This window comes from Bacillus cereus group sp. MYBK15-3 (assembly GCF_051916765.1).
GTDB classification, from domain to species: domain Bacteria; phylum Bacillota; class Bacilli; order Bacillales; family Bacillaceae_G; genus Bacillus_A; species Bacillus_A cereus.
In genome coordinates this window covers 143408-168369 of the sequence record NZ_JBQAHG010000009.1, presented here as the reverse complement: position 1 = coordinate 168369, position 24962 = coordinate 143408, and the positions used below count along the sequence as shown (strand labels likewise).

Genomic DNA, 24962 nt, shown 5'->3' with positions numbered 1-24962 from the left:
GATGAACATAGAACAATTTCAATCTATGCTAGAAGAGAAGGGAATCACCCTCTCTTCTAGACAGTTAGAGCAGTTCAAAATCTACTTTGAAACATTAGTAGAGTGGAATGAAAAAATGAACTTAACGGCTATTACAGAAAAAGAAGAAGTATATTTAAAACACTTTTTTGATTCCATTACAGCTGCTTTTTATTATGATTTTTCAAAACCATTCTCAATTTGCGATGTTGGTGCAGGGGCTGGATTCCCAAGTATTCCTTTAAAAATTTGTTTCCCGCATTTAAAAGTAACAATTGTAGATTCGTTGCAAAAACGTATTAATTTCTTAAATCACTTAGCACAAAAGTTAGAATTAAGTGATGTTGCATTTTGTCACGATCGTGCTGAAACGTTTGGGAAAAAAGAAGGTGTACGTGAATCATACGATATTGTAATGGCACGTGCAGTTGCGCGTCTTTCTGTATTAAGTGAGCTATGTTTACCGCTTGTAAAAGTTGGAGGAACATTCATTGCAATGAAAGGTGCAGCAGCAAACGAAGAAATTGAAAATGGCAAGTATGCTTTAGAGGTGCTAGGCGGAGAGTTAAAAGAGATGTCTACGTTCCAATTACCGTTTGAAGAGAGTGAACGTAATATTTTATTAATCGAGAAAAAGCGCAAGACACCAAAGAAATATCCACGCAAACCGGGAACACCCAATAAATTACCTATTGAAAAATAAATCTTATTAGACGTAAGATTAAATTATATAAATGAAAACGTAAATGTTTCATAGGAAACATTTTATGGAGAATAGTCAATAGGCCTAAAAGGTGGTGGAATATGTATGAAAAATACGTTTTCTCGTTTATTTGGCTTTGGAGATAAAGAGAGCGAATTCGAATTACAAGACGAAAGCCATGAAGAGATAGATAAAAAGGTATATGAAGAAATACAAGAAATTCCGATAGTAAATATTACCCCTAACCGTTATCAACCAAGAACAGTTTTTGATGATGCGCGTATTGATGAGCTAGCATTAACAATTCGTACACATGGACTTATTCAGCCGATTGTTGTAAGGCAATATGAGGATGATAAGTACGAGATTATTGCTGGAGAACGACGTTTTCGCGCGGCAACAAAGTTAGGTTGGGAAAAGGTTCCTGCAATTATAAAGAACTTAAATGATACAGAGACAGCTTCTGTAGCTTTAATTGAAAACTTGCAACGTGAGGAACTAACGGCAATCGAGGAAGCTGTGGCATATCAAAAGCTGATTGAGTTACATAATTTAACACAAGAAGCATTGGCACAACGACTTGGAAAAGGACAATCTACAATCGCAAATAAGTTGCGATTGTTAAAGTTGCCTGAAGAAATAAAAAGTGCATTATTAGAAAAAAGCATTACAGAACGTCATGCCCGCGCTCTCATTCCTTTAAAAAATGAGGAATTACAACTGAAAGTTTTACAGGAAATTGTGGAGAAACAACTAAATGTAAAGCAAACAGAAGAACGAATTGCGAAGTTACTAGAGGAAGCGAAACCGAAGCGTAAGGCAAAGCAAAAAGCAGTAAGTCGAGATACGAGGATTGCTATGAATACAATTAGACAATCTTTACAAATGGTTACTGAAAGTGGTTTGAATGTTAATTCTGAGGAAGAAGAATTTGATGAGTACTATCAAATTACAATTAAAATTCCAAAGAAAAAATAATAATGACGTGCTAGAGACCTTATCCTATTGGAGAGGTCTCTTTTACTATATTTTCTTGTTAAATGAAGAAGGAGTTTAGAAATAAATTTTGAAGTTTAATAAAGGACGTAAAAGAAAAAGTTTTATTTCATGTTACAATAAACGTAATTGTTACTAGAATAAGATAGAAAGGTTGAAAGTAGGTGACATCATGGGAAAAATCATTGCTATTGCTAATCAAAAAGGCGGTGTTGGAAAAACAACAACATCTGTTAATTTAGGGGCTGGATTGGCGCAAGTAGGTAAAAAAGTCCTTCTTGTAGATATTGATGCTCAAGGAAATGCAACGACTGGTGTGGGAATTGAAAAATCTGAATTAGATCAATGTATTTACAACGTTCTTGTGGAAGATGCAGATGTTCAAGGGGTTATACAGAAAACCGCAACTGAAAACTTAGATGTTCTACCCGCTACAATTCAATTGGCTGGTGCTGAAATTGAATTGGTACCGACTATTTCCCGGGAAGTACGTTTGCAAAGAGCATTACAGCCAGTTCGTGATGAATATGACTATATTATTATCGACTGTCCCCCATCTTTAGGGTTATTAACGATTAATGCATTAACAGCAGCAGATTCTGTTATTATTCCTGTACAGTGTGAATATTACGCACTAGAAGGGTTAAGTCAGCTATTAAATACAGTTCGACTTGTACAAAAACATTTAAATAAAAATTTAGCAATTCAAGGTGTATTGTTAACAATGTTGGATGCCCGTACAAATTTAGGGATCCAAGTTATAGATGAAGTGAAAAAGTATTTTAGGGATAAAGTATATCGCTCGATTATTCCGCGTAATGTACGCTTGAGCGAGGCTCCAAGTCATGGGAAACCTATTATGCAGTATGACGCTAAATCAAGAGGAGCAGAAGTATATATAGATTTAGCAGAGGAAGTGATTGCAGGTGGCTAAAGGATTAGGAAGAGGAATTAATGTGTTTTTTCCTGATTTAGATGTGAAAGAAGAGGAAACAATTCAGGAGATTCTTGTAACTGAATTAAGGCCGAATCCATATCAACCGCGTAAACACTTTAATAAAGAGGCGATTCAGGAATTAGCAATTTCGATTAAGGAACACGGTATTCTACAACCATTAATTGCTAGGAAGAGTATTAAAGGATATGAAATTGTTGCAGGTGAAAGACGATTTCGTGCTGCAAAAGAGGCTGGTTTAGAAAAAGTACCTGCGGTTGTAAGACAATTAACTGAACAGCAAATGATGGAATTTGCTTTGTTAGAAAACTTACAACGAGAAGATTTAAATCCTATGGAAGAGGCAATGGCATACCAGATGTTAATGAATGAGCTAAATGTAACGCAAGAACAATTAGCGAAACGTCTTGGTAAAAGCAGACCTTACATTGCAAATTATACTAGGTTATTAAGCCTACCTTCTTTCGTACAAGATATGATTGCAAATGGTCAACTTTCAATGGCGCATGGGAGAACTTTACTTACGATAAAAGATGAAGAACAATTGAAGTCCTTATTGAAACGCATTGAAAAAGAAGGATTAAATGTTCGTCAATTAGAGAAAATCGTCCAAGAGATTAATCAACACGTTTCACGTGAAACAAAAAAAGTGAAAAAAGAGCGAAATATATTTTTCGTAGAACGTGAAACGTTCTTAAGAGAAAAGTTTGGCACAGATGTGAAAATTAAAGAGACGAAAAAAGAAAAAGGTAAAATCGAAATTGAATTTTTTAATAAAGAAGATTTAAATCGTATTTTAGAACTATTAGCACAGAAAAATTAAAAAGCAAACCATCTTATTATTTATAGATGGTTTGCTTTTTTTAATGCGGATAATTTTTGATCCGTCTCTTTTATACTTTGTGCGATTACATCAGCCATTTTCATGACTAAACTTAATCTTGTATTTTGAAGAACGAAAAACTCCATAAACCCATTTAGATTGACGATACCGTGTATGTGCAAATCACCAACTGCAGGTAATTTCTTATTCATGGCAGCTCCAGGTTTACTAGGTCCCTTTCCAGTAGTGATTGATCCGATATTTTGGGACTTTCCTAAACATGCATCAACAGCAATTATAAATGCAGTAGGATATTCTTTCTGTATATTCTGAATTTTCTCTTCTAAATTTAGCGCATGTACTGGCTCATCTAGTGTACCGAATACTTGGAGGTTTTGGATGTCTATTTGTTCAAGTTTTGTACCAACTAATGGGCCGAGTGCGTCACCTGTAGAGCGATCTGTGCCGATACAAACGAGAATGAGTGGTATATTAGTTTTAATAGGAATATGGGTAAGTAAGAAATTACTGATTATCTCGGAGGCTTCTAGATCTTGGTGCATAACGTTTTGAGTTTCTTTCTCAAAAAATGGTAAGCGAAAACTTCCAATATTCATGAAGCACCCATCCTTTTAATAAATTTTCAATATATGTTATATGGTGAGGAAAATGGAAAGTTATAAGTGCGTAATTTTTGCAAAATGTGAACGAAAACGGAAATAATAGTACTAGTATATATATATTCGTTCCATTTTATACCTGGATGTCGGGGATAAAATAGGATTAAAATCATAAAATTTTTTCAGCAATTAGGGGACTTCTGATACAATAATAAGGGTAACTAAAAAGAAATTTTAGCTAGAGAGGTAGAGGTACATGGATTTATTAGCGAAGTGGTTTAATTCTATGAAACAGTATTTATTAGATGCTGATCGTTGGGCTCATATTGGAGTTGCGACATTAAAAATATGTATTATTTTAACAATTGGTGCGGTTGTTGTGCGAATTGCAAGAGCGGTTGTACGAAATGCGTTTCGCATGGGAAGTCGTTCTCCAATTCAAATTTCAGAACGTCGTACAGTTACAGTAGCAAAATTACTTGAAAATATTGTAGCGTACGTTGTTATGTTCATTATGCTAATTGCGATTTTAGGTGTGTTTGATATTAATGCATCAGGTTTATTAGCGGGTGCTGGGGTAATTGGTTTAGCAGTCGGATTTGGTGCTCAAAGTTTAGTGAAAGACGTTATTACAGGTTTATTTATTTTGTTAGAAGATCAGTTTTCAGTTGGCGATTATGTTAAAATCGGTCAATTTGAAGGAGTCGTTTTAGAAATTGGACTTCGTACAACGAAAGTAAAGAGTTGGACAGGTGAAATTCATACTTTACCAAATGGAAGTATTATTCAAGTTACTAACTACTCAGTTAGTAATAGTGTAGCGTTTGTTGATGTATCTATTTCATATGAGGCTGATATTGCGAAAGCAGAGCAGGTTATTGAAGATTTATTAGTAGAATTACCTTCAAAGTACGAAAAAATGGTAACAACGCCTCAATTATTAGGTGTGCAAACATTAGCTGCATCAGAAGTTATATTACGTGTTATTGCTGAAGTAGAACCGATGCAACATGCAGTTATTGCAAGGGCACTTCGTAAAGAGATTAAAAATCGTCTTGATTTACATGGAATTGAAATTCCATATCCGCGTATGGTTTTATATAATCGTGAAGAATTAGTTAGTGGAAAAGCAATTTAGTATGGAGAGGAGTTTGGAGAGTGGAGCAAAAGGAATATAACTTGTATGATGTTGTGGAAATGAAGAAAGCCCATCCATGTGGCGAGAATCGTTGGAAAATTATTCGTATGGGAATGGATATCCGCATTAAGTGCGAGGGGTGTGACCATTCAGTAATGATTCCTCGAAGAGAGTTTGATCGTAAGGTGAAAAAAATACTTGTGAAGCACGAAGAATAGAGGGAGAGTAACAGTTACAGTAGGTAACTGTTACTTTTTTTCGTTTGGCGGAAACTTGTCATTTTTTTCGTTACTATCTATAATGATGAAAGATTGAGACATAGGAGTGAAAAATATGGGATTAACGGCTGGGATTGTTGGATTACCTAACGTAGGGAAGTCCACTTTATTTAATGCAATTACACAAGCAGGAGCAGAATCTGCGAACTATCCATTCTGTACAATTGATCCAAACGTAGGGATTGTAGAAGTACCAGATGAGCGTTTAAATAAATTAACGGAACTAGTAGAACCGAAAAAGACTGTTCCGACTGTATTCGAGTTTACTGATATTGCAGGTATCGTAAAAGGTGCTAGTAAAGGTGAAGGTTTAGGAAATAAATTCTTATCTCACATTCGTCAAGTAGATGCAATTTGCCAAGTTGTTCGTTGTTTTGAAGACGAAAATATTACGCACGTTTCAGGGAAAGTAGATCCAATTGATGATATTGAAACAATCAATTTAGAGCTAATTTTAGCGGACTTAGAGTCTGTTGATAAGCGTATCGAGCGTGTTGCGAAATTAGCAAGACAAAAAGATAAAGAAGCAGTATATGAGCATGAAATTTTAGTTCGTTTAAAAGAAGCTTTTGAAGAGGGAAAACCAGCTCGTACTGTTGAATTTACAGAAGAGCAGATGAAGATTGTTAAAGGCCTTCATTTACTTACAACAAAAGAAATGTTATACGTAGCGAATGTAAGTGAAGACGATGTTATCGATCCTTCGGAAAATAAATACGTACAAATGGTAAAAGAATTTGCAGCAAATGAAAATTCTCAAGTTATCGTTGTATGTGCAAAAATCGAATCAGAAATCGCTGAATTAGACGAAGAAGAGAAAAAAGTATTCCTTGAAGAATTAGGAATTGAAGAGTCTGGTTTAGATCAATTAATTCGTGCAGCATATGATCTATTAGGACTTGCTACTTACTTTACAGCTGGCGTTCAAGAAGTACGTGCTTGGACATTTAAACAAGGAATGAAGGCACCACAATGTGCTGGTGTTATTCATACAGACTTTGAGCGTGGATTTATTCGTGCAGAAACAGTTTCTTACGATGACTTAATGACAAACGGTTCTATGACAGCTGCAAAAGAAGCTGGAAAAGTACGTTTAGAAGGAAAAGAATATATCGTAAAAGACGGAGATGTTATGCACTTCCGTTTTAACGTTTAATTTAATATTTCCTAGGAAAAATAAAGATATGAGCTTGGCAAATATATTATATGTTTGCCAAGTTTTTTATGTATTGGTGAGTTGATTCATATAACTTACTATGATATAATCTAAACTCGTGAGTAATTACTATAAATTAATTGCTCCTTGCCCATTACGGGCCGTTTAGACCAAAAGGAGGTGAAAGTGTAATGAGAAAGTACGAAATTATGTACATCATTCGTCCTGGCGTTGAAGAAGAAGCTCAAAAAGCTTTAGTTGAACGTTTTGCAGGTGTTTTAACAAACAATGGTGCAGAAATCATTAACACGAAAGAGTGGGGTAAGCGTCGTTTAGCTTACGAAATCAACGACTTACGTGAAGGTTTCTACATGATCTTAAACGTGAAATCTAACGCAGAAGCGATTAACGAATTCGACCGTTTAGCTAAGATCAACGAAGACATCCTTCGTCATATCGTTGTTAAAGAAGAAGAAAAATAATTGATATATAAGGGAGAGTGGTTCGATTGATGAATCGTGTTATCCTCGTTGGTCGTTTAACTAAGGACCCTGACTTACGTTACACGCCCAATGGTGTTGCAGTAGCTACTTTTACGTTAGCTGTGAATCGCGCATTTGCCAATCAACAAGGTGAGCGTGAAGCTGACTTTATTAATTGTGTAATATGGCGTAAACAAGCAGAAAACGTAGCAAATTATTTGAAAAAAGGTAGCTTAGCAGGCGTAGATGGACGTCTTCAAACTCGTAATTACGAGGGACAAGATGGTAAACGTGTATACGTAACAGAAGTTCTTGCGGAAAGCGTGCAATTTTTAGAGCCGCGTAATGGCGGTGGGGAGCAACGTGGTTCATTTAATCAGCAACCATCAGGAGCTGGTTTCGGTAACCAAGGCTCTAACCCATTTGGTCAATCTAGTAATTCAGGTAACCAAGGTAACTCTGGATTTACGAAGAATGACGATCCATTTTCAAATGTAGGTCAACCGATCGACATTTCCGACGACGATTTACCGTTCTAATACAGTAAATTTGTTAGTTTTAACAAAGAATGGAGGGAAATAGACATGGCAGGACGCAAAGGTGGACGTGCGAAACGTCGTAAGGTGTGTTTCTTCACAGCTAACGGCATCACTCGCATTGACTATAAAGATGTTGATTTATTAAAACGTTTCGTTTCTGAGCGTGGTAAAATTTTACCTCGTCGTGTAACAGGAACAAGCGCGAAATACCAACGCAAACTTACAGTTGCAATTAAACGTGCTCGTCAAATGGCACTTTTACCATATGTTGGTGAATAATAGCGTATGAAATGCACAGTAGAGTCGGACTCTACTGTGCATTTTGCTATGCTTTTCTTTTTTGAAAGAGAGGTTAAAATGTGAAACAAGCAAGATTTATTACTGAAGGTGCCGCGTTGTTGGCTATATATGCAATGTTATTGCTTATATCTATGTATGTTCCGATTTTGGGTACAGTTGTAACTTTTGCGTTGCCGTTACCATTTATACTATTAATGATAAGACATAAACTATCTAATGTGCTCGTGGTTTTTGTAGCGGCACTTTTTGTTACTATTATTGTGAGTCAACCGATGAATTTAGTGAAGACAATTATGTTTGGATTGATAGGGATTGTTTTAGGATATATGTATAAAACAAGAAAAAAGCCAGTGGAAATCTTAATAGCTGGGACGCTTGCATACTTAATTGGTTTTGACTTATTTATGTTGCGAGTATAAAGTTTTTCAACATAGATATAATGAAGCAAATGCAAAGTATATTTAGTGAAAGTATGGCGAAAAGCGAAAAGATAGTAAGTGCTACAGGTATGCCGATTAGTAAGGAACAAAAAGAGTTACTTGCACAAATGAATGATATATTACAATCGTTACTTCCGAGTATACTTGTGCTAGTTTCAGTATGTTTTTCTTGGATTACAGTGATAATATCAGGTAGTGTTTTGAAAAAGTTAAAACATGACGTTATATCTTGGCCTAAATTTAAAGATATACAATTACCAAAGAGTATCATTTGGTATTACGTTATGTTTATTTTGTTAGCAACTTTTATAAAAGTAGAACCAACATCATATTTACATATGGTATTTTCTAACCAAAATGTCATATTTGCACTATTGCTTGTACTGCAAGGTCTGACATTTATCGCCTTTTTAGCGTATAGAAAAGGTTTTACTAAAGGGGTTCCTATTATTAGTTTTATTGCATGCATGTTTATTCCGATGCTGTTTCCTCTTGTGACAATCTTAGGTATAATTGACTTAGGGATTTCATTGCGTTCTAAAATAGGGGGATAAAATAATATTCCTTGTACTATTTTAATCTGTTTAACTAACTGGAAGGTGAGTTAGTTTTACTTTATAGGAGTTGTATACATGCCTGAATTTGATAAGAAACAGTGGTTTTTATATCCTGTTTATGTATTGGCATTTTTTGTGTTTGTGCTCATTTCAATTCTCTGTTATTTTCATTTAATTATGGGGATAGCTGCTTTTGTCATTTTTTGTATCGTATTCTTTATCGTTATACGATTTGAACTTAATTTTCAAAGGAATTTCGAAAAGCATACGACAGATATGATTACAAGGGTAAAGAAAGTGAGTAATGAAGCATTTAACCAGATGCCGATTGGTATTTTGTTATACAATAAGGATTATGGGATTGATTGGGCAAATCCTTATTTATCTTCATGTCTGGGACAGCATGCATTAGCTGGATGGCACCTTTACGATGTATCAGAAACATTACTTCTTTTCATTAAAGGAGAAACTTCTGATGATATAGTCTCTTTAAATAATCGAAAGTTTCGCGTTTTTGTAAGGAAAGAAGAAAAGTTAATTTATTTCTTTGATGTAACGGAACAAACAGAAATCGAAAAGATGTACGAGGATCAAAGGACTGTTTTAGCTGTCATCTATTTGGATAATTATGATGAAGTTACACAAGGATTAGATGATCAATTACGTACGAATATAACAAGTCTTGTGACATCGCGACTAAATGAATGGGCACTTAAGTATGGTGCGTATTTAAAACGTGCATCTTCAGAAAGATTCTTCGTTGTGCTAAATGAAAGTATTTTGACGCAGATGGAGAAAGGGAAATTTAGCATTTTAGATCAGGTGCGTGAAGAAACATCTAAAAGGAATATACCACTTACATTAAGTGTGGGTGTCGGATCAGGTGATTTACCTTTATCAGAGCTTGGAGCAATGGCTCAATCTGGTTTAGATCTTGCGCTTGGGCGTGGGGGAGACCAAGTAGCTATTAAACAAGCGACAGGTAAAGTTAAGTTCTATGGAGGTAAGACAAATCCGGTTGAAAAACGTACCCGTGTACGCGCTAGGGTCATTTCGCATGCGTTAAAGGATTTAGTGTTAGAAAGTAGTAATGTCATTATTATGGGGCATAGGGCTCCCGATATGGACGCAATTGGTGCTGCGATTGGTATTTTAAAAGTAGCTCAATTAAATGAGCGTAAAGGATATATTGTGTTAGATGAAAATGATTCCGATAAAGGAATTAAGCGTTTGATGGACAAAGTGAAACAAAATGAGGAGTTATGGTCTCGTTTTATTACTCCAGAGCAAGCGATGGAATTTGCAAATGATGAGTCGTTACTTGTTGTTGTCGATACGCATAAACCTTCGATGGTGATGGAGCAAAAACTGTTACGTAAAATTGAAAATGTAGTAGTTATTGATCATCATCGCCGTGGAGAAGATTTTATTGAAGACCCATTGCTAGTTTATATGGAACCATATGCTTCTTCAACAGCAGAATTGGTTACAGAATTACTTGAGTATCAACCTAAAAATTTAAAGATGACAATGTTAGAAGCGACGGCATTGTTAGCGGGTATTATTGTCGACACGAAAAGTTTCACATTCCGGACAGGGGCTCGTACATTTGATGCTGCTTCTTATTTACGCTCGCATGGTGCAGATACTGTACTTGTACAAGAACTTTTAAAGGAAGATATGGATCAGTATTTACGGGTTGCAAAAGCTATAAAAAATGCGTACATTTATAAAAATGGAATTGCGATTGCTAAAGTTGATAGTGATGATTACTACGATCAAGTGCTTATTGCGCAATCGGCAGACACGTTATTAACGATGACAGGGATTATTGCATCATTTGTTGTTGCGAAACGTGGCGAGAACCTCATTGGAATTAGCAGCAGGTCTTTAGGTGAAGTGAATGTGCAGCTAATTATGGAAAACTTAGGCGGTGGCGGGCATTTGACGAATGCAGCCACACAGATGAAAAATGTTACAGTAGATGAAGCTGAGGAGAAGCTTCGATTTGTTATTGATGACTATTTACAGGGAGGCACACAATCATGAAAGTAATTTTTCTAAAAGACGTAAAAGGTAAAGGTAAAAAAGGAGAAGTAAAAAACGTACCAGATGGCTATGCAAATAACTTCTTATTAAAACAAGGATTAGCTGCTGAAGCAACAAATAGCAGTATGAAAACTTTAGAAGCTCAAAAGCGTAAAGAAGAAAAAGATGCAGCAGCAGAGCTTGAAAATGCAAAAGAGTTAAAAGAGACTTTAGAGAAATTAACTGTAGAATTAAAGGCGAAATCTGGAGAAGGTGGCCGTTTATTTGGTTCTATCACAAGCAAACAAATCGTAGATGCAATGCAAAAATCACACAAGATTAAGCTTGATAAACGTAAATTTGAAATGGACGATGCAATCCGCGCGTTAGGTTATACAAACGTTACTGTGAAATTGCATCCACAAGTAACAGCAACAGTAAAAGTTCATGTTAGTGAACAATAAAAATAAATTAAGCAAGGAGGATTGCGTATGAGTGATGTACTTGCTGATCGTACCCCTCCGCATAATATAGAGGCTGAGCAGGCGGTTTTAGGGGCCATATTGATTGATCAAGATGCGTTAACTTCAGCATCAGAGTTATTGGTACCTGATTCGTTCTATCGAACGAAACATCAAAAGATTTTTGAAGTCATGCTTGGGCTATCTGATAAGGGAGAGCCGATCGACTTAGTAATGATGACATCAGCAATGGCTGATCAAGGATTACTAGAAGAAGTTGGTGGGGTTTCTTACTTAGCAGAGTTAGCAGAAGTTGTGCCAACTGCAGCTAACGTAGAATATTACGCACGCATCATCGCTGAAAAGGCGCTTTTACGTCGTTTAATTCGCACGGCGACTCATATTGTATCGGATGGATACGAGAGAGAAGATGATGTGGATGGTCTTTTAAATGAGGCTGAGAAAAAAATATTAGAAGTATCCCATCAAACGAATGCAAAAGCATTCCAAAACATTAAAGATGTTCTTGTCGATGCTTATGACAAAATTGAACTTTTGCATAATCAAAAGGGTGAAGTTACTGGGATACCAACTGGGTTTACTGAATTAGATAAGATGACAGCAGGTTTCCAACGAAATGATTTAATTATCGTGGCAGCACGTCCATCAGTAGGGAAAACGGCATTTTCATTAAATATTGCACAAAACGTAGCGACGAAAACGGATGAAAATGTAGCGATTTTTAGTTTGGAGATGGGTGCTGATCAGCTTGTTATGCGTATGCTTTGTGCAGAAGGGAATATTGATGCACAAAGACTTCGTACTGGTTCATTAACTTCCGATGATTGGGCAAAATTAACAATGGCAATGGGGAGTCTCTCAAATGCTGGTATATATATTGATGATACGCCAGGTATTAAAGTAAATGAGATTCGAGCAAAATGTCGTAGATTAAAGCAAGAACAAGGTCTTGGTATGATTTTGATTGACTATTTGCAGCTTATTCAAGGAAGTGGGAAATCAGGAGAAAACCGTCAGCAGGAAGTATCTGAGATTTCTCGTACCTTAAAAGGGATTGCACGTGAATTGCAAGTGCCTGTTATTGCTTTATCACAGTTATCTCGTGGTGTAGAATCTCGTCAAGATAAACGCCCGATGATGTCTGATATTCGTGAATCTGGAAGTATTGAGCAGGATGCTGATATTGTAGCTTTCCTATATCGTGAAGACTACTATGATCGAGAAACGGAAAACAAAAATACAATTGAAATTATTATTGCAAAACAGCGTAACGGTCCAGTAGGTTCAGTGGAACTTGCATTCGTCAAAGAGTTCAATAAGTTCGTTAACTTAGAACGTCGTTTTGAGGATGGACATGCTCCGCCGGCATAAAGGCAGTATAAAAAAGAAACACATTTCTTATAATAAGATGTGTTTCTTTTTTTTTATAAGAAAGATAAGGCTTTCATAAGTTAAATATATAATTCTTACGAACGAAAAAGTTTTTTTATGAAAAAATGTTCGCTTTTCGGTTGACTTCTTTTTCGGTTTTGGTACAATTATATTGTTTGAATAGATCGTTTGAAAATTGCGGAGGTGCTTTAATAATGTCTTCAGTAGTAGTTGTAGGAACACAATGGGGCGACGAAGGAAAAGGTAAAATCACTGATTTTCTTTCTGAGCATGCGGAAGTAGTTGCAAGATATCAAGGTGGAAATAACGCGGGACATACAATTGTTTTCGGCGGAGTTAAATATAAATTACACTTAATTCCATCTGGTATTTTCTATAAAGAGAAAATTTGTGTAATCGGAAACGGATTAGTAGTAGATCCAAAAGCATTACTTGAAGAGTTAAAATACTTACACGATCGTGGTGTAAGTACTGATAATTTACGTGTAAGTAACCGTGCACATGTTATTTTACCTTACCACTTAAAGCAAGATGAGTTAGAAGAAGCAAGTAAAGGTGATAACAAAATCGGTACAACGAAAAAAGGTATCGGTCCTGCATATATGGATAAAGCTGCTCGTATTGGTATTCGTATGGCTGATCTTTTAGACCGTGAAGCATTTAAAGAGAAGCTTGAGCGCAATTTAGTAGAAAAAAATCGTTTATTTGAAAAAATGTACGATACAGAAGGTTTCACTGTAGAAGAAATTTTCGAAGAGTACTTCGAGTACGGGCAACAAATCGCGCAATATGTATGTGATACATCTGTTGTATTAAATGATGCATTAGATAATAATCACCGTGTATTATTTGAAGGTGCGCAAGGTGTTATGCTTGATATTGACCACGGTACGTACCCGTTCGTTACATCTTCTAACCCAATTGCTGGTGGTGTAACAGTTGGAACTGGAGTTGGTCCTGCGAAAGTTACTCGCGTTGTAGGTGTATGTAAAGCATATACAAGCCGCGTTGGTGATGGTCCATTCCCTACTGAGCTTCATGATGAAATTGGTCATCAAATTCGTGAAGTTGGTCGCGAGTATGGAACGACAACTGGTCGTCCACGCCGCGTAGGTTGGTTCGATAGCGTTGTTGTAAGACATGCACGTCGTGTTAGTGGTTTAACGGATCTATCATTAAATTCTATCGACGTTTTAACAGGTATTCCAACTCTTAAAATTTGTGTTGCTTACAAATACAATGGTGAAGTTATTGATGAAGTTCCAGCTAACTTAAACATTTTAGCAAAATGTGAGCCTGTATATGAAGAGCTTCCAGGTTGGGAAGAAGATATTACTGGTGTAAAATCATTAGATGAACTTCCTGAAAATGCACGAAAATACGTAGAACGTGTTTCTGAGTTAACAGGAATTCAAATATCTATGTTCTCAGTTGGACCAGATCGTAACCAAACAAATATTGTTCGTAACGTATACGAAGCTTAATTAATAGTGTTTAGAAAAAACTCATGTCCGCATGAGTTTTTTCTTATTCTTTTATAAAAAAACGAAAAAAGTATTGCAATAAATACAGAATACATGTTATGATACATCTTGTCGTCACGAAAATATGACGTTGGTGAGTATGAGCCATTAGCTCAGTTGGTAGAGCATCTGACTTTTAATCAGAGGGTCGAAGGTTCGAGTCCTTCATGGCTCACCATTTTATTTTTCGTGGCCCGTTGGTCAAGTGGTTAAGACACCGCCCTTTCACGGCGGTAACACGGGTTCGAATCCCGTACGGGTCATGTTTTTTTTTGCTTATTTTTGGTCCCGTGGTGTAGTGGTTAACATGCCTGCCTGTCACGCAGGAGATCGCCGGTTCGACCCCGGTCGGGACCGCCACTTTTGTTTATACCACCATTAGTGGTTTTATATATAGTTTTGGCTCGGTAGCTCAGTCGGTAGAGCAGAGGACTGAAAATCCTCGTGTCGGCGGTTCGATTCCGTCCCGAGCCACTCTCAGGATATTAAGTGGGCCCACTTAATATCCTTTTTATTTATGTAATTTTACAAAACTGAGTAGTTATTTTAAAATAGAACGAGGAGCCTCTAGCAGTTGAAGCTAGAGGTTTTTCTATAGATCGTATAAGATGCCGTGTAAAAGTGGATCATACATGAGTCTATGAGAATAGAGGAGAAAATACTTAAACAAAGGATGCGGTCATATAGGACATACTATGTAAACATCAATATGTTTAGGGATTATTGACCATATTTTTATAAGGAGGAAATAGACGATGATGGGAAAGAAAATTTTAGTAGTTGATGATGAAAAGCCGATTGCAGATATTTTGAAGTTTAACTTAGAAAAAGAAGGTTTTGAAATAGTAATGGCACATGATGGTGATGAAGCAATTGAAAAGGCTAATGAAGAGCAACCAGATATGGTTTTATTAGATATTATGCTACCAGGTAAAGACGGCTTAGAGGTTTGCCGTGAAATACGTAAAAGCTCAGAAATGCCGATTATTATGCTTACAGCAAAGGACTCTGAGATTGATAAAGTATTAGGGCTTGAGCTTGGGGCAGATGATTATGTAACGAAGCCATTTAGTACAAGGGAATTACTTGCTCGTGTGAAGGCGAATTTACGCCGCCATCAACAAGGTGGTGCTGCGGAAAAAGAAGAAAATACAGAAATGGTTATTGGACCAATTGTGATTAATCCAAATGCATATAGTGTAACGAAGCGCGAGGAAAATATCGAGCTTACACATCGTGAATTTGAGTTGCTACATTATTTAGCGAAACATTTAGGACAAGTTATGACACGCGAACATTTATTACAAACAGTTTGGGGTTATGACTATTTTGGAGATGTGCGCACAGTAGACGTTACAGTACGTCGTTTGCGTGAAAAAATTGAAGATAATCCAAGCCATCCTACTTTAATTGTAACTAGACGTGGAGTAGGGTATTACTTGCGTGACCCAGAGCAGGAATAGTATATGAAGAAAGTTGGTTTTTTTCAATCTATTCATTTAAAATTTGTGCTTATATATATGCTATTAATATTAATAGCGATGCAAGTTATTGGAGTATATTTCGTAAGGGAATTAGAGAAGAGCTTAGTACAAGGTTTTAGGGATTCTTTAACGCAGCAAACAAACTTATTATCATATAATTTGAAGCAAGAGTTTAAAAAAAGTTATACAAAAGCAGAAACAGAGTCAACAGATGAAACGATTAAAACGTCAATTCGAAAATTTGCCTCTGATCAGAAGAAAGTTATACAAGAGGTAAGTGTATTTGATTCGCACAGAAAGTTACTGGCTATTTCAGATGAATCAAAGCAGAATAAGGTGAATCGAACATCAACTGATATAGCTGTTCAGCGAGTGTTAGTACAAAAAAAGCCAGAAGTGAAAATTGAGAAGGATGGTAGTACAGGTCATCGTGTTCAAGTTATGCTTACTCCGATTCTAGATGATAACGGTAAGGATGCGCTTGGTGTTATTTACATTGTGGCATCTATGGAAGATGTATATAAACAAATGAAGGATATAAATCAAATTTTTGCTACGGGAACAGTAATTGCTTTATTAGTAACGGCCGTACTTGGGATTTTGTTGGCTCAAACAATTACAAGACCAATTTCAGATATGCGGAGACAAGCAATCGAAATGGCAAAAGGAAATTATTCCAGAAAAGTAAAAGTGCATAGCCATGATGAAATTGGACAACTGGCATTATCCTTCAATAATTTATCGAAAAAATTACAACAAGCTCGTTCTTCTACAGAAAGTGAAAGGCGTAAATTATCATCTGTTTTATCACATATGACAGATGGAGTAATTGCCACTGATCGAAAAGGGGATATTATTTTACTAAATGACCCTGCGGAAAAGATGTTAAATGTTTCTCGTGAAACAGCGCTCGATCAATCTGTTTTAGAGGTATTAGGGATACAGGAAGAATTTACGCTCGATCATTTATATGAAGAGCCAGATTCTGTTTTATTAGATTTTAGTACGAGAAATGAACCATATATTTTACGTGCTAGTTTCTCTGTTATTCAAAAAGAAACAGGGAAGGCAAACGGCTTAATTGCTGTACTATATGATGTAACAGAGCAGGAACGTATAGAACGGGAACGCCGTGAGTTTGTGGCAAATGTCTCTCATGAATTAAGGACGCCATTAACGACGATGCGCAGTTATTTAGAGGCACTTACAGATGGAGCATGGCAGGATCCAAATATTGCACCACAATTTTTAACGGTTACACAAGAAGAAACAGAAAGAATGATTAGACTTGTAAATGCGTTGTTACAGCTATCTAAATTGGATAGTACAGAGCATCGTTTAATGAAAGAATGGGTCGACTTTACTGATTTCTTTAATAATATTATTGATCGCTTTGAAATGTCTAAAGAGCAAAATGTAAGTTTCAAACGATCTTTCTCTAAGAAATCTAGATTTATTGATATGGATACTGACAAAATTACTCAAGTGCTGTATAACATTATTTCTAACGCATTAAAGTATTCACCAGAAGGTGGAACAGTAACATATCGTTTACGTGATCGCGGTGATTTATTAGAAATTAGTGTAAGTGACCAAGGAATGGGTATTCCAAAAGAAAACGTTGATAAAATCTTTGAACGTTTTTATCGCGTAGATAAAGCTCGTTCAAGACAAATGGGTGGTACGGGACTTGGATTAGCAATTGCAAAAGAAATGATTGAGGCACATGGTGGCTCTATTTGGGCGAAGAGTGAAGAAGGAAAAGGGACAACTATTTATTTCACGTTACCAATGGCAGCAGATGAAGAGGACGATTGGGAATGAGTATGGAAAACTTTAAAACAATAGTTTTAATTAACCTAGTTGTAATTAGCCTATTTCTTACTTTTAATCTATGGACGTATGTGCCAGATTCTACATCCATGCAAAACGCGAAATTTGTACAGGGGAATGAAGGAATGAACCAAACTAAAATTTCCGATGTTGTCCGTCCTACTTCTATCATCGTGCATAAAGATAAAAATCATTATGGGAGCAGAAGAGAGGCAGATATAGAATCAATCTATAAGCCCCTGGAAGTAGGGGAACTACATGATTTTAGAGAGATATCAATCACTAAGGGTGATTTCCTTTCATATGTGCATGGTGAAGGGAAAGTTGAACTTGTTTTCCCTACCGATATCCCATTTGATGCAGTTAAATCCATGTTTAACATGAAAGAGAAAAGTACAGATAAGCCTAAACACTTTAATCGTATTCTCCTTGATCCTTCTAGAAGTAAGGATCAAGAAATTAAAATTAACTTTGTTTCTGATGGTGATAACTTTAAAATATACGAGGCAAAATTAAGTGGCTTGTATTTAAAAGATATTGTAAATGCCCAAAATCAATTTATAGTATCAGCAAAACCTTATTTTGATTATCAACTCAATGATATGAAAAAATTATTTTTACCAGATGGAACGACAGAGTTAAGCAATATAACATATATTTCATCTAATTTAGCAGTTGATACGTTTAAGAATGCTCTGTTTAGTGATCCTCGTTATTTAAGTCCGATTACCGAGATGTCGAAAGAAACATTTACAGATGGTATTAGATCCATGGAAATTGAAAACGATCGTCACATGCTAAAGTATAAAAACTCTTCTGTCTTAACTGAGAAAACGATAGATAATTTAATGCTTTTACAAAAAAGCTTTGAATTTGTAAGTGGTCACAGTGGGAGTTTGGATTCATATCGTTTGGACTATATGAATAAAGGAGAGACAGTATTTCGCTTAAATGAAGATGGATATCCAGTATTCAATGCAGATGGATTAGCGGAATTAAGACAAGTATGGGGATCAGAAGAAGTAATGGAATATGAAAGACCGTTGCTGTCTTTAAATACTAAAGGTATAGAACAGAAGGTTACTCTTCCGTCAGGGCATGTTGTAATAGCATCCCTAGAAAATAATCCAGAGATAAAGAAACAAGTAATTAAGGATATTGGCATTGGATACAAGTTATCACTAGATGGGCAAGTGGTTCGACTACAACCAATTTGGTATGTAAAGCTTGTTGAAGATGAAACAGGTAAACAGAAAATCTATGAGTGGAGTGAGGGAGGACTAAATGGATTGGGATCGGATTAAAACCATATTTATTGTGACCTTTTTTGTTTTGGACCTCTTTCTCATTTTCCAATTCATTCAAAAGCAAGATAGTAATCAATTGGAGCTTATTGCAGAAACAAAGATAGATCAAGAATTAAAAGCAAATAAAATTACGATGGGAAATATCCCTAAAGAACCGAAAAAAGAGTCATTTATTAGAGCGGAAAATAAAGCCTTTAAAGAAGAAGATATACAGTCTTTGAAAAATCAAACGGTGCATATACAAAATATGTACAAGATAGAAAGTAAGCTAAAAGAGCCTTTTTTAAATACGAAATCATTATCAAAAGATAAGTATAATGAATTTTTGAAGAACTATGTATTGGATGGACAAAAATATGAATTTGGAGCGGTGAAAGACTCTAAAATTTATTTCTTCCAAAAATATAAAGATAAGCCTATTTTCTATAATAATCAGGCGATGATTGTTGTGGAATTAAATGAAAAAAATGAACTTGTTTCATATACGCAGACAATGCTAACTGATTTAAAAGAAATGGGCGAAGGTGAAAAAACGAAAGAGCAAGAAATTATTACGGCTCAAACAGCTTTAGAAAATTTGTATTTAAAAAATAAAATTCATGGAAATACGCATGTTAAAGAAGCGCAAATTGGTTATGCCACTCTTACCGCATCTACTTCTAATAACCAAGTACTTGCTCCAACGTGGAATTTAAAAACGGAGCAGAAGCAGGACTTCTTTGTGAATGCAATTGAAGGACAAGTTATGGAATTAGGAGAAAAGGAAAATCAAGTGGTTGATGAACATACTGGAGTGAGAAAGAATGGGGTTGCATTTTAGCGTACTTGCAAGTGGAAGTACAGGAAATATGCTATACGTAGGAACCGATGAAAAAAAATTACTAGTCGACGCAGGTTTAAGTGGTAAAGCAACAGAGGCTTTATTTAAACAAGCAGAACTAAATATAAATGATGTATCAGGTATTCTTGTAACGCATGAGCATAGTGATCATATTAAAGGATTAGGTGTATTGGCACGTAAATATGATTTACCTGTTTATGCGAATGAGAAAACATGGAATGCAATGGAACATTTAATAGGAAATATCCCAACTGAACAAAAGTTTATTTTCTCAGTTGGTGATGTGAAAACATTTGGTGATATTGAAGTCGAGTCATTTGGAGTTTCTCATGATGCGGCAGAACCGATGTTTTATGCTTTCCATAACAATAATAGGAAATTAGCGCTTATTACAGATACGGGATACGTAAGTGACCGTATGAAGGGCGTTATTAAGGGAGCTAATGCTTTCGTATTTGAAAGTAATCATGATGTAGAAATGCTTCGTATGGGACGTTATCCATGGAGCATTAAACGACGTATTTTAAGTGACGTTGGGCATGTTTGTAATGAGGATGCTGCATTAGCGATGGCAGATGTAATTACAGATGAGACAAAGCATATTTATTTAGCCCATTTAAGCTTAGATAATAACATGAAAGAACTAGCGCGTATGTCAGTATCACAAGTACTAGAGGAAAAAGGATTTGGAGTGGGTGAATCATTTAAAATTCACGATACAGATCCAAAAATGCCTACAAAAATTCAATACGTATAATTCTTCATTTTAGTAAACAATAAAGGTGAATATAGTTGTTTTCAGGAAGATAGGTGAACAAATATGTCCTTTATTGATGAAGAAAGTTATCGTATGAAACGTGCAGGAAAAAAGAAGCACAAAGGTATAGTTCTTTCGAGTATAGCGGGAACAATTGTAGGAGCTTCTTTATTTGCGTTTGGAGCGCCTTTATTTTCGAATTCTGCTGATACGCTTCCGCAAGCTGAAGCAAGCGGAAGTAATATGGCTGAAGCTCAAGGGATTAAACAGATTAGCTTTGTAGATGCTGTTGATCGTGCATCTGAAGCTGTTGTGGGTGTTATTAACATTCAACGAGATAATTTTTCAGAGGCAGATTCAGAGGCCGGTACAGGATCAGGAGTAATTTATAAAAAGACAGATGGTCAAGCTTATATTGTAACGAATAATCATGTTGTAGCTGGAGCGAATCGTATTGAAGTAAGTCTAAGTGATGGTAAGAAGGTTCCTGGAAAAGTATTAGGAACCGATGTAGTCACAGATTTAGCTGTATTAGAAATAGATGCAAAGCATGTGAAAAAAATAATTGAAATTGGCGATTCTAATACTGTTCGCAGAGGAGAACCAGTTATTGCGATTGGAAACCCACTTGGACTGCAATTTTCTGGAACAGTTACACAAGGTATTATTTCAGCTAATGAACGTATTGTCCCTGTAGATTTAGATCAAGATGGACATTATGATTGGCAAGTAGAAGTGTTACAAACAGATGCAGCGATTAATCCGGGGAATAGTGGTGGTGCGCTTGTAAATGCAGCAGGACAATTAATTGGTATTAATTCAATGAAAATTGCTGCAAAAGAAGTAGAAGGAATCGGCCTTGCTATTCCGGTGACTAGAGCTGTTCCGATTATGAATGAACTTGAGAAGTATGGAAAAGTAAGAAGACCGTATGTTGGGATTGAACTTAGGTCATTAAATGAAATCCCAAACTATTATTGGTCAAAAACATTACATTTACCAGGTACTGTAACAGAGGGCGTTTGTATTTTGGATGTGAAAAGTCCTTCGCCAGGTGCGGATGCTGGTTTAAGAGAACATGATGTTATTGTGGCAGTAGATGGAAAACCGATTCGCGATATTATTGGATTCCGTACGGCCTTATATGATAAGGAAATTAATGATAAAATGACTCTTACGTTTTATCGTGGTACAAAAAGAGTAACAACAACAGTGAAATTAGGCATTCAAAAGTATTAAAAACAGGAGGGCCTACCTCCTGTTTTCTATTGTAGAAAAGTGAGGTGTAGAAAATGAATTTACCTTGTTGTTTAGAACATGTTGAATTAGCGTTAGATATTATTGTGGATGAGTGTGAAGTTGCACCAGTTATCAACAATGTGGATAACTCAGGAAAAGAGAAAAAAACATGTGAATTTTGTCAAAATGAGGCGACATATGTTGTATCGAACACAGATTCTCACACAATATGTGGGTAGTATTTGTGGATATGTGGATAAGTTTTGTGGATAACATGTTTGTAAGGTGGAGGATACGTGTGAATATCTCGATTATTTCAATTGGGAAATTAAAAGAAAAATATTTGAAACAAGGTATAGCAGAATACTTAAAACGATTATCTGCATACGCAAAAGTAGAAGTAATTGAATTACCTGATGAAAAGGCGCCAGAAAATTTAAGTGAAGCAGAAATGTTAATTGTAAAGGAAAAAGAAGGTATACGTATACTCGATAAAATTTCTGATGACACGCATGTGATTGCATTAGCTATAGAAGGAAAGCAAAAGTCATCAGAAGAATTTGCGGTAAGTCTAGATCGCCTTGCTACATACGGAAAGAGTAAAGTCGCATTTGTAATTGGTGGATCACTTGGACTAAGCTCAGAAGTGATGAAGCGTTCAAATGAATCACTTTCTTTTTCAAAGATGACATTGCCACACCAATTAATGCGATTAGTGTTGCTTGAGCAAGTGTATAGAGCGTTTCGGATTAATCGTGGAGAACCGTATCATAAGTAATGTATTCTATGTAAAACACTGATATTATCATATTTATTTTATTATGCCTATAATTGGAGGCTATGTGAATGGTAAGTGATCAGACGAGATATTCTAGACTCGCAAATATAACAAAAATAATAAATACGAAATTAGAACTACGTGACGTATTGCAGCGTGTGACAATGGCGATATCAGAGGAAATTGTTAGGTGCGATGCTGTTGGAATTTATTTACCCCAGGAAGATGGAACATTTAGAGGGTTTGCAGGAAAACCAGAGACTATAAATGGCGTAACGCTCGATACTCAAGTAATTGATCCTGAAATAGACTTACTGGCAAAAGAGGTTATTGAAACGAAAAAAACCATCTATATTCCTGATACCTCAAAGGATCATCGACCAGATCCGAGACCGGTTAATGCATTCAAAATTAAGTCCTTATTAGCTCTGCCTATCTCATTTGGGCAAGAGTTATTTGGTCTAGTTTTTTTATTTGATTATGGAATTCCGATGAACTTAACAGATTCAGAAATTCAAAGTGTTGAAGCTTATGTAAATATGGCTGCGGTTGCAATTCAAAACACAAATAATTTAAAACAAAAGGAAAACCTTATTGCTGAGAAGCAGCTGTTACTAAATGTTACACGTGATTTATCAATGTGTTCCTCGATACAGGAGAGTTTTGATAAATGCTTTTTTTACCTAGAACAGATTTTAGAGAGTAAAAATATGACTGCCCATCTTCTAGATCCGCTAGATAAAACAACAATTAAAACAACGAAATTAAGTAAGGGCTGTCATTGGACAGAAGCGGATTGGACAGAGAAAAGCTATGAAGCCAAGATTCAAGAAGTTATTCAAACAAAAAATATAGATAATAAGGGTCTATTGATGATTCCATTGGTTTCAATTGGAGAAGTATTAGGGGTAATCGTCGTTGGCAAAGAAGAAAAAGCTCACAATTATGATCATTCTCAACTTCAACTAGCAAAATCTATCGTTGATGCCACAGCCCCTACGTTTTCGAATTTGTCATATATGGATCAACTAGAAAGCATAGTGGAAGAGCGAACGAGAGAGCTAGCTGCTGCTAATGAAAAAGTTACAAGTGTGATTGAATGTATTACGGATGGATTTTTTATTTTAAATAATAAATGGGAATTTACGTACGTAAATAAGCACCAATATTTTCCGAAAAGAAAAACAGCAAAAGATGTATTAGGAAAGAATATATGGGATGTTTTCCCGAGTGAAATCGACACAGTTATGTATAAGGAATTTCATCGTGCGATGTCAGAGCGAACTACAGTTCATTTCGAATTTCTTTCTACTGCAGATGAATATTGGCACGAAGTTATTGCATACCCGTATGATGATGGTATTTGTTGTATTTTTAAAAACATAACGGAAAAAAAGAAATATGAACAGGAATTGAAAAGATTATCCAACATAGATTTAATAGGGCAAATGGCAGCAGGTATCAGCCATGAAATTAGAAATCCAATGACAACAGTACTAGGATTTTTACAGTTATTAAAAGAAGAGAATACCTATGAGAAACATAATAAGTACTTTCATTTAATGATTGAAGAACTTAACCGTGCCAATTCTATTATTACTGAATTTCTCTCAATGGGTAATACAAGGAAATCGGATTTGCAGATGTTAGATTTAAATTCAATTATCCACGATATTATTCCTTTAATAAAGATTGATACGTACAATCAAAATAAATATATTCAAGTCGATACAAATGACATTCCAGAATTACTTTTAAATCGTAATGAAATACGGCAATTATTAATGAATCTATATCGTAATGGCTTAGAAGCGATGAATACAGGGAAAGTTCTAACCATTAGCACTTACAAGGAAGGTCAAAATTGTGTGGTGCTTGCAGTGCGGGATCAAGGAAAAGGTATCAGGCCTGAAGTATTAGAGAAACTGGGTACGCCGTTTTACACGACCAAAGATAATGGAACTGGATTGGGGCTAGGTGTATGTTATGCCATTGCTGCCCGCCATAATGCAAAAATAGAAATTCAAACAGGATCGGAAGGCACTACCTTTTTTGTTAAATTTAATTATGAAAATAATAAAAAATAACCTTATTTAGAATAGTTACGGTGAACCGTATCATAAATAAATTTATTCTTTGCATATAAAAGGATAAAAAGACCATTGGACAAAAATTACCGATGGTCTTTTAAATATTATTAGATGGTATGTAGATTTCCTAAAATAAGTATGTTTCTATTTCCATAAAAATATGCTGTAATATGAAGAGGAAAAAGTATAAGTAGTTAGAGAAG

General features: G+C 35.7%; 24 protein-coding genes, 4 tRNA genes and 1 pseudogene. 28 read left to right on the top strand and 1 reads right to left on the bottom strand.

The features are described from left to right. Position 1 precedes the first annotated feature (1 nt). The 4 genes from rsmG to spo0J all read left to right on the top strand — a co-directional run bounded on the left by rsmG (position 2) and on the right by spo0J (position 3495). Positions 2-721: a 16S rRNA (guanine(527)-N(7))-methyltransferase RsmG gene (gene rsmG / locus ACTFR8_RS27440; RefSeq protein WP_001019628.1), complete on the top strand. Its 720-nt coding sequence runs from the start codon at positions 2-4 to the stop codon at positions 719-721. A 105-nt stretch (positions 722-826) separates the two neighbouring features. After that, positions 827-1699, top strand: a complete 873-nt coding sequence (gene noc, locus ACTFR8_RS27435) for a nucleoid occlusion protein (protein WP_000799016.1) — start codon at positions 827-829, stop codon at positions 1697-1699. A 190-nt stretch (positions 1700-1889) separates the two neighbouring features. Continuing rightward, positions 1890-2651 carry a sporulation initiation inhibitor protein Soj gene (gene soj, locus ACTFR8_RS27430; RefSeq protein ID WP_000516114.1) on the top strand — a complete coding sequence of 254 codons (762 nt, stop codon included), beginning with the start codon at positions 1890-1892 and terminating at the stop codon, positions 2649-2651. Beyond that, the gene (spo0J, locus tag ACTFR8_RS27425) at positions 2644-3495 is read left to right on the top strand and encodes a stage 0 sporulation protein Spo0J (RefSeq protein WP_001051832.1); all 852 of its coding nucleotides are present in this window, start codon (positions 2644-2646) and stop codon (positions 3493-3495) included. The genes soj and spo0J overlap by 8 nt, the downstream gene beginning before the upstream one ends. A gap of 20 nt (positions 3496-3515) precedes the next feature. Here the strand turns inward: spo0J and yyaC are convergent, their stop codons facing one another. After that, positions 3516-4112 (bottom strand): spore protease YyaC, encoded by a 597-nt coding sequence (gene yyaC / locus ACTFR8_RS27420; RefSeq protein WP_001020715.1) that lies wholly within the window; start codon positions 4110-4112, stop codon positions 3516-3518. 259 nt (positions 4113-4371) lie between these two features. Here yyaC and ACTFR8_RS27415 point away from each other — a divergent pair, with 259 nt between their 5' ends. The 24 genes and pseudogenes from ACTFR8_RS27415 to ACTFR8_RS27300 all read left to right on the top strand — a co-directional run bounded on the left by ACTFR8_RS27415 (position 4372) and on the right by ACTFR8_RS27300 (position 24756). Beyond that, entirely contained in the window at positions 4372-5253 is an 882-nt protein-coding gene (locus ACTFR8_RS27415) for a mechanosensitive ion channel family protein (RefSeq protein WP_000364814.1), read from the top strand. 20 nt (positions 5254-5273) lie between these two features. Further along, on the top strand, positions 5274-5471 hold the full coding sequence (locus ACTFR8_RS27410) for a DUF951 domain-containing protein (protein ID WP_000435485.1): 198 nt from the start codon (positions 5274-5276) through the stop codon (positions 5469-5471). Between the two features lie 115 nt (positions 5472-5586). After that, entirely contained in the window at positions 5587-6687 is a 1101-nt protein-coding gene (ychF, locus tag ACTFR8_RS27405) for a redox-regulated ATPase YchF (RefSeq protein ID WP_000524667.1), read from the top strand. Between the two features lie 191 nt (positions 6688-6878). After that, the gene (rpsF, locus tag ACTFR8_RS27400; protein ID WP_001233778.1) at positions 6879-7169 is read left to right on the top strand and encodes a 30S ribosomal protein S6; all 291 of its coding nucleotides are present in this window, start codon (positions 6879-6881) and stop codon (positions 7167-7169) included. Between the two features lie 26 nt (positions 7170-7195). Next, a complete protein-coding gene (ssb, locus tag ACTFR8_RS27395; protein ID WP_000981966.1) occupies positions 7196-7708 on the top strand; it encodes a single-stranded DNA-binding protein in 513 nt (170 codons plus the stop codon). Between the two features lie 45 nt (positions 7709-7753). Further along, a complete protein-coding gene (rpsR, locus tag ACTFR8_RS27390) occupies positions 7754-7987 on the top strand; it encodes a 30S ribosomal protein S18 (RefSeq protein ID WP_000918873.1) in 234 nt (77 codons plus the stop codon). Between the two features lie 80 nt (positions 7988-8067). Further along, positions 8068-9002, top strand: a pseudogene (locus ACTFR8_RS27385) (YybS family protein). Positions 9003-9080: 78 nt separating this feature from the next. Beyond that, positions 9081-11054 carry a DHH family phosphoesterase gene (locus ACTFR8_RS27380; protein WP_001113789.1) on the top strand — a complete coding sequence of 658 codons (1974 nt, stop codon included), beginning with the start codon at positions 9081-9083 and terminating at the stop codon, positions 11052-11054. Continuing rightward, positions 11051-11497 carry a 50S ribosomal protein L9 gene (gene rplI / locus ACTFR8_RS27375; RefSeq protein ID WP_000864228.1) on the top strand — a complete coding sequence of 149 codons (447 nt, stop codon included), beginning with the start codon at positions 11051-11053 and terminating at the stop codon, positions 11495-11497. The genes ACTFR8_RS27380 and rplI overlap by 4 nt, the downstream gene beginning before the upstream one ends. A gap of 27 nt (positions 11498-11524) precedes the next feature. Further along, positions 11525-12886, top strand: coding sequence for a replicative DNA helicase (gene dnaB, locus ACTFR8_RS27370; protein WP_001286148.1), 1362 nt, complete (start codon positions 11525-11527; stop codon positions 12884-12886). Positions 12887-13101: 215 nt separating this feature from the next. After that, positions 13102-14391 (top strand): adenylosuccinate synthase, encoded by a 1290-nt coding sequence (locus ACTFR8_RS27365; RefSeq protein WP_000100238.1) that lies wholly within the window; start codon positions 13102-13104, stop codon positions 14389-14391. Positions 14392-14532: 141 nt separating this feature from the next. Continuing rightward, positions 14533-14608: transfer RNA gene (locus tag ACTFR8_RS27360), tRNA-Lys, on the top strand. A gap of 13 nt (positions 14609-14621) precedes the next feature. Further along, positions 14622-14693: transfer RNA gene (locus tag ACTFR8_RS27355), tRNA-Glu, on the top strand. Between the two features lie 21 nt (positions 14694-14714). Beyond that, positions 14715-14790, top strand: a tRNA-Asp gene (locus ACTFR8_RS27350). Positions 14791-14831: 41 nt separating this feature from the next. Continuing rightward, positions 14832-14904 (top strand) — tRNA-Phe (locus ACTFR8_RS27345). Positions 14905-15185: 281 nt separating this feature from the next. After that, on the top strand, positions 15186-15893 hold the full coding sequence (walR, locus tag ACTFR8_RS27340) for a cell wall metabolism DNA-binding response regulator WalR (protein ID WP_000971865.1): 708 nt from the start codon (positions 15186-15188) through the stop codon (positions 15891-15893). A 3-nt stretch (positions 15894-15896) separates the two neighbouring features. Continuing rightward, entirely contained in the window at positions 15897-17738 is a 1842-nt protein-coding gene (walK, locus tag ACTFR8_RS27335; protein WP_000755367.1) for a cell wall metabolism sensor histidine kinase WalK, read from the top strand. Next, positions 17735-19051: a YycH family regulatory protein gene (locus ACTFR8_RS27330; protein ID WP_000061563.1), complete on the top strand. Its 1317-nt coding sequence runs from the start codon at positions 17735-17737 to the stop codon at positions 19049-19051. The genes walK and ACTFR8_RS27330 overlap by 4 nt, the downstream gene beginning before the upstream one ends. Then, positions 19032-19874, top strand: coding sequence for a two-component system regulatory protein YycI (locus tag ACTFR8_RS27325; protein WP_000383740.1), 843 nt, complete (start codon positions 19032-19034; stop codon positions 19872-19874). The genes ACTFR8_RS27330 and ACTFR8_RS27325 overlap by 20 nt, the downstream gene beginning before the upstream one ends. Continuing rightward, positions 19858-20652, top strand: coding sequence for an MBL fold metallo-hydrolase (locus tag ACTFR8_RS27320; RefSeq protein WP_100619696.1), 795 nt, complete (start codon positions 19858-19860; stop codon positions 20650-20652). The genes ACTFR8_RS27325 and ACTFR8_RS27320 overlap by 17 nt, the downstream gene beginning before the upstream one ends. Before the next feature lie 63 nt (positions 20653-20715). Next, complete coding sequence (locus tag ACTFR8_RS27315) at positions 20716-21891, top strand: S1C family serine protease (protein WP_000008042.1); 1176 nt, start codon at positions 20716-20718, stop codon at positions 21889-21891. Positions 21892-21944: 53 nt separating this feature from the next. Next, entirely contained in the window at positions 21945-22130 is a 186-nt protein-coding gene (locus ACTFR8_RS27310; RefSeq protein WP_001052831.1) for a CxxH/CxxC protein, read from the top strand. A gap of 59 nt (positions 22131-22189) precedes the next feature. Further along, positions 22190-22669: a 23S rRNA (pseudouridine(1915)-N(3))-methyltransferase RlmH gene (gene rlmH / locus ACTFR8_RS27305; protein WP_001027003.1), complete on the top strand. Its 480-nt coding sequence runs from the start codon at positions 22190-22192 to the stop codon at positions 22667-22669. Between the two features lie 68 nt (positions 22670-22737). Then, positions 22738-24756 (top strand): GAF domain-containing sensor histidine kinase, encoded by a 2019-nt coding sequence (locus ACTFR8_RS27300; RefSeq protein ID WP_100619697.1) that lies wholly within the window; start codon positions 22738-22740, stop codon positions 24754-24756. Positions 24757-24962: the final 206 nt, after the last annotated feature.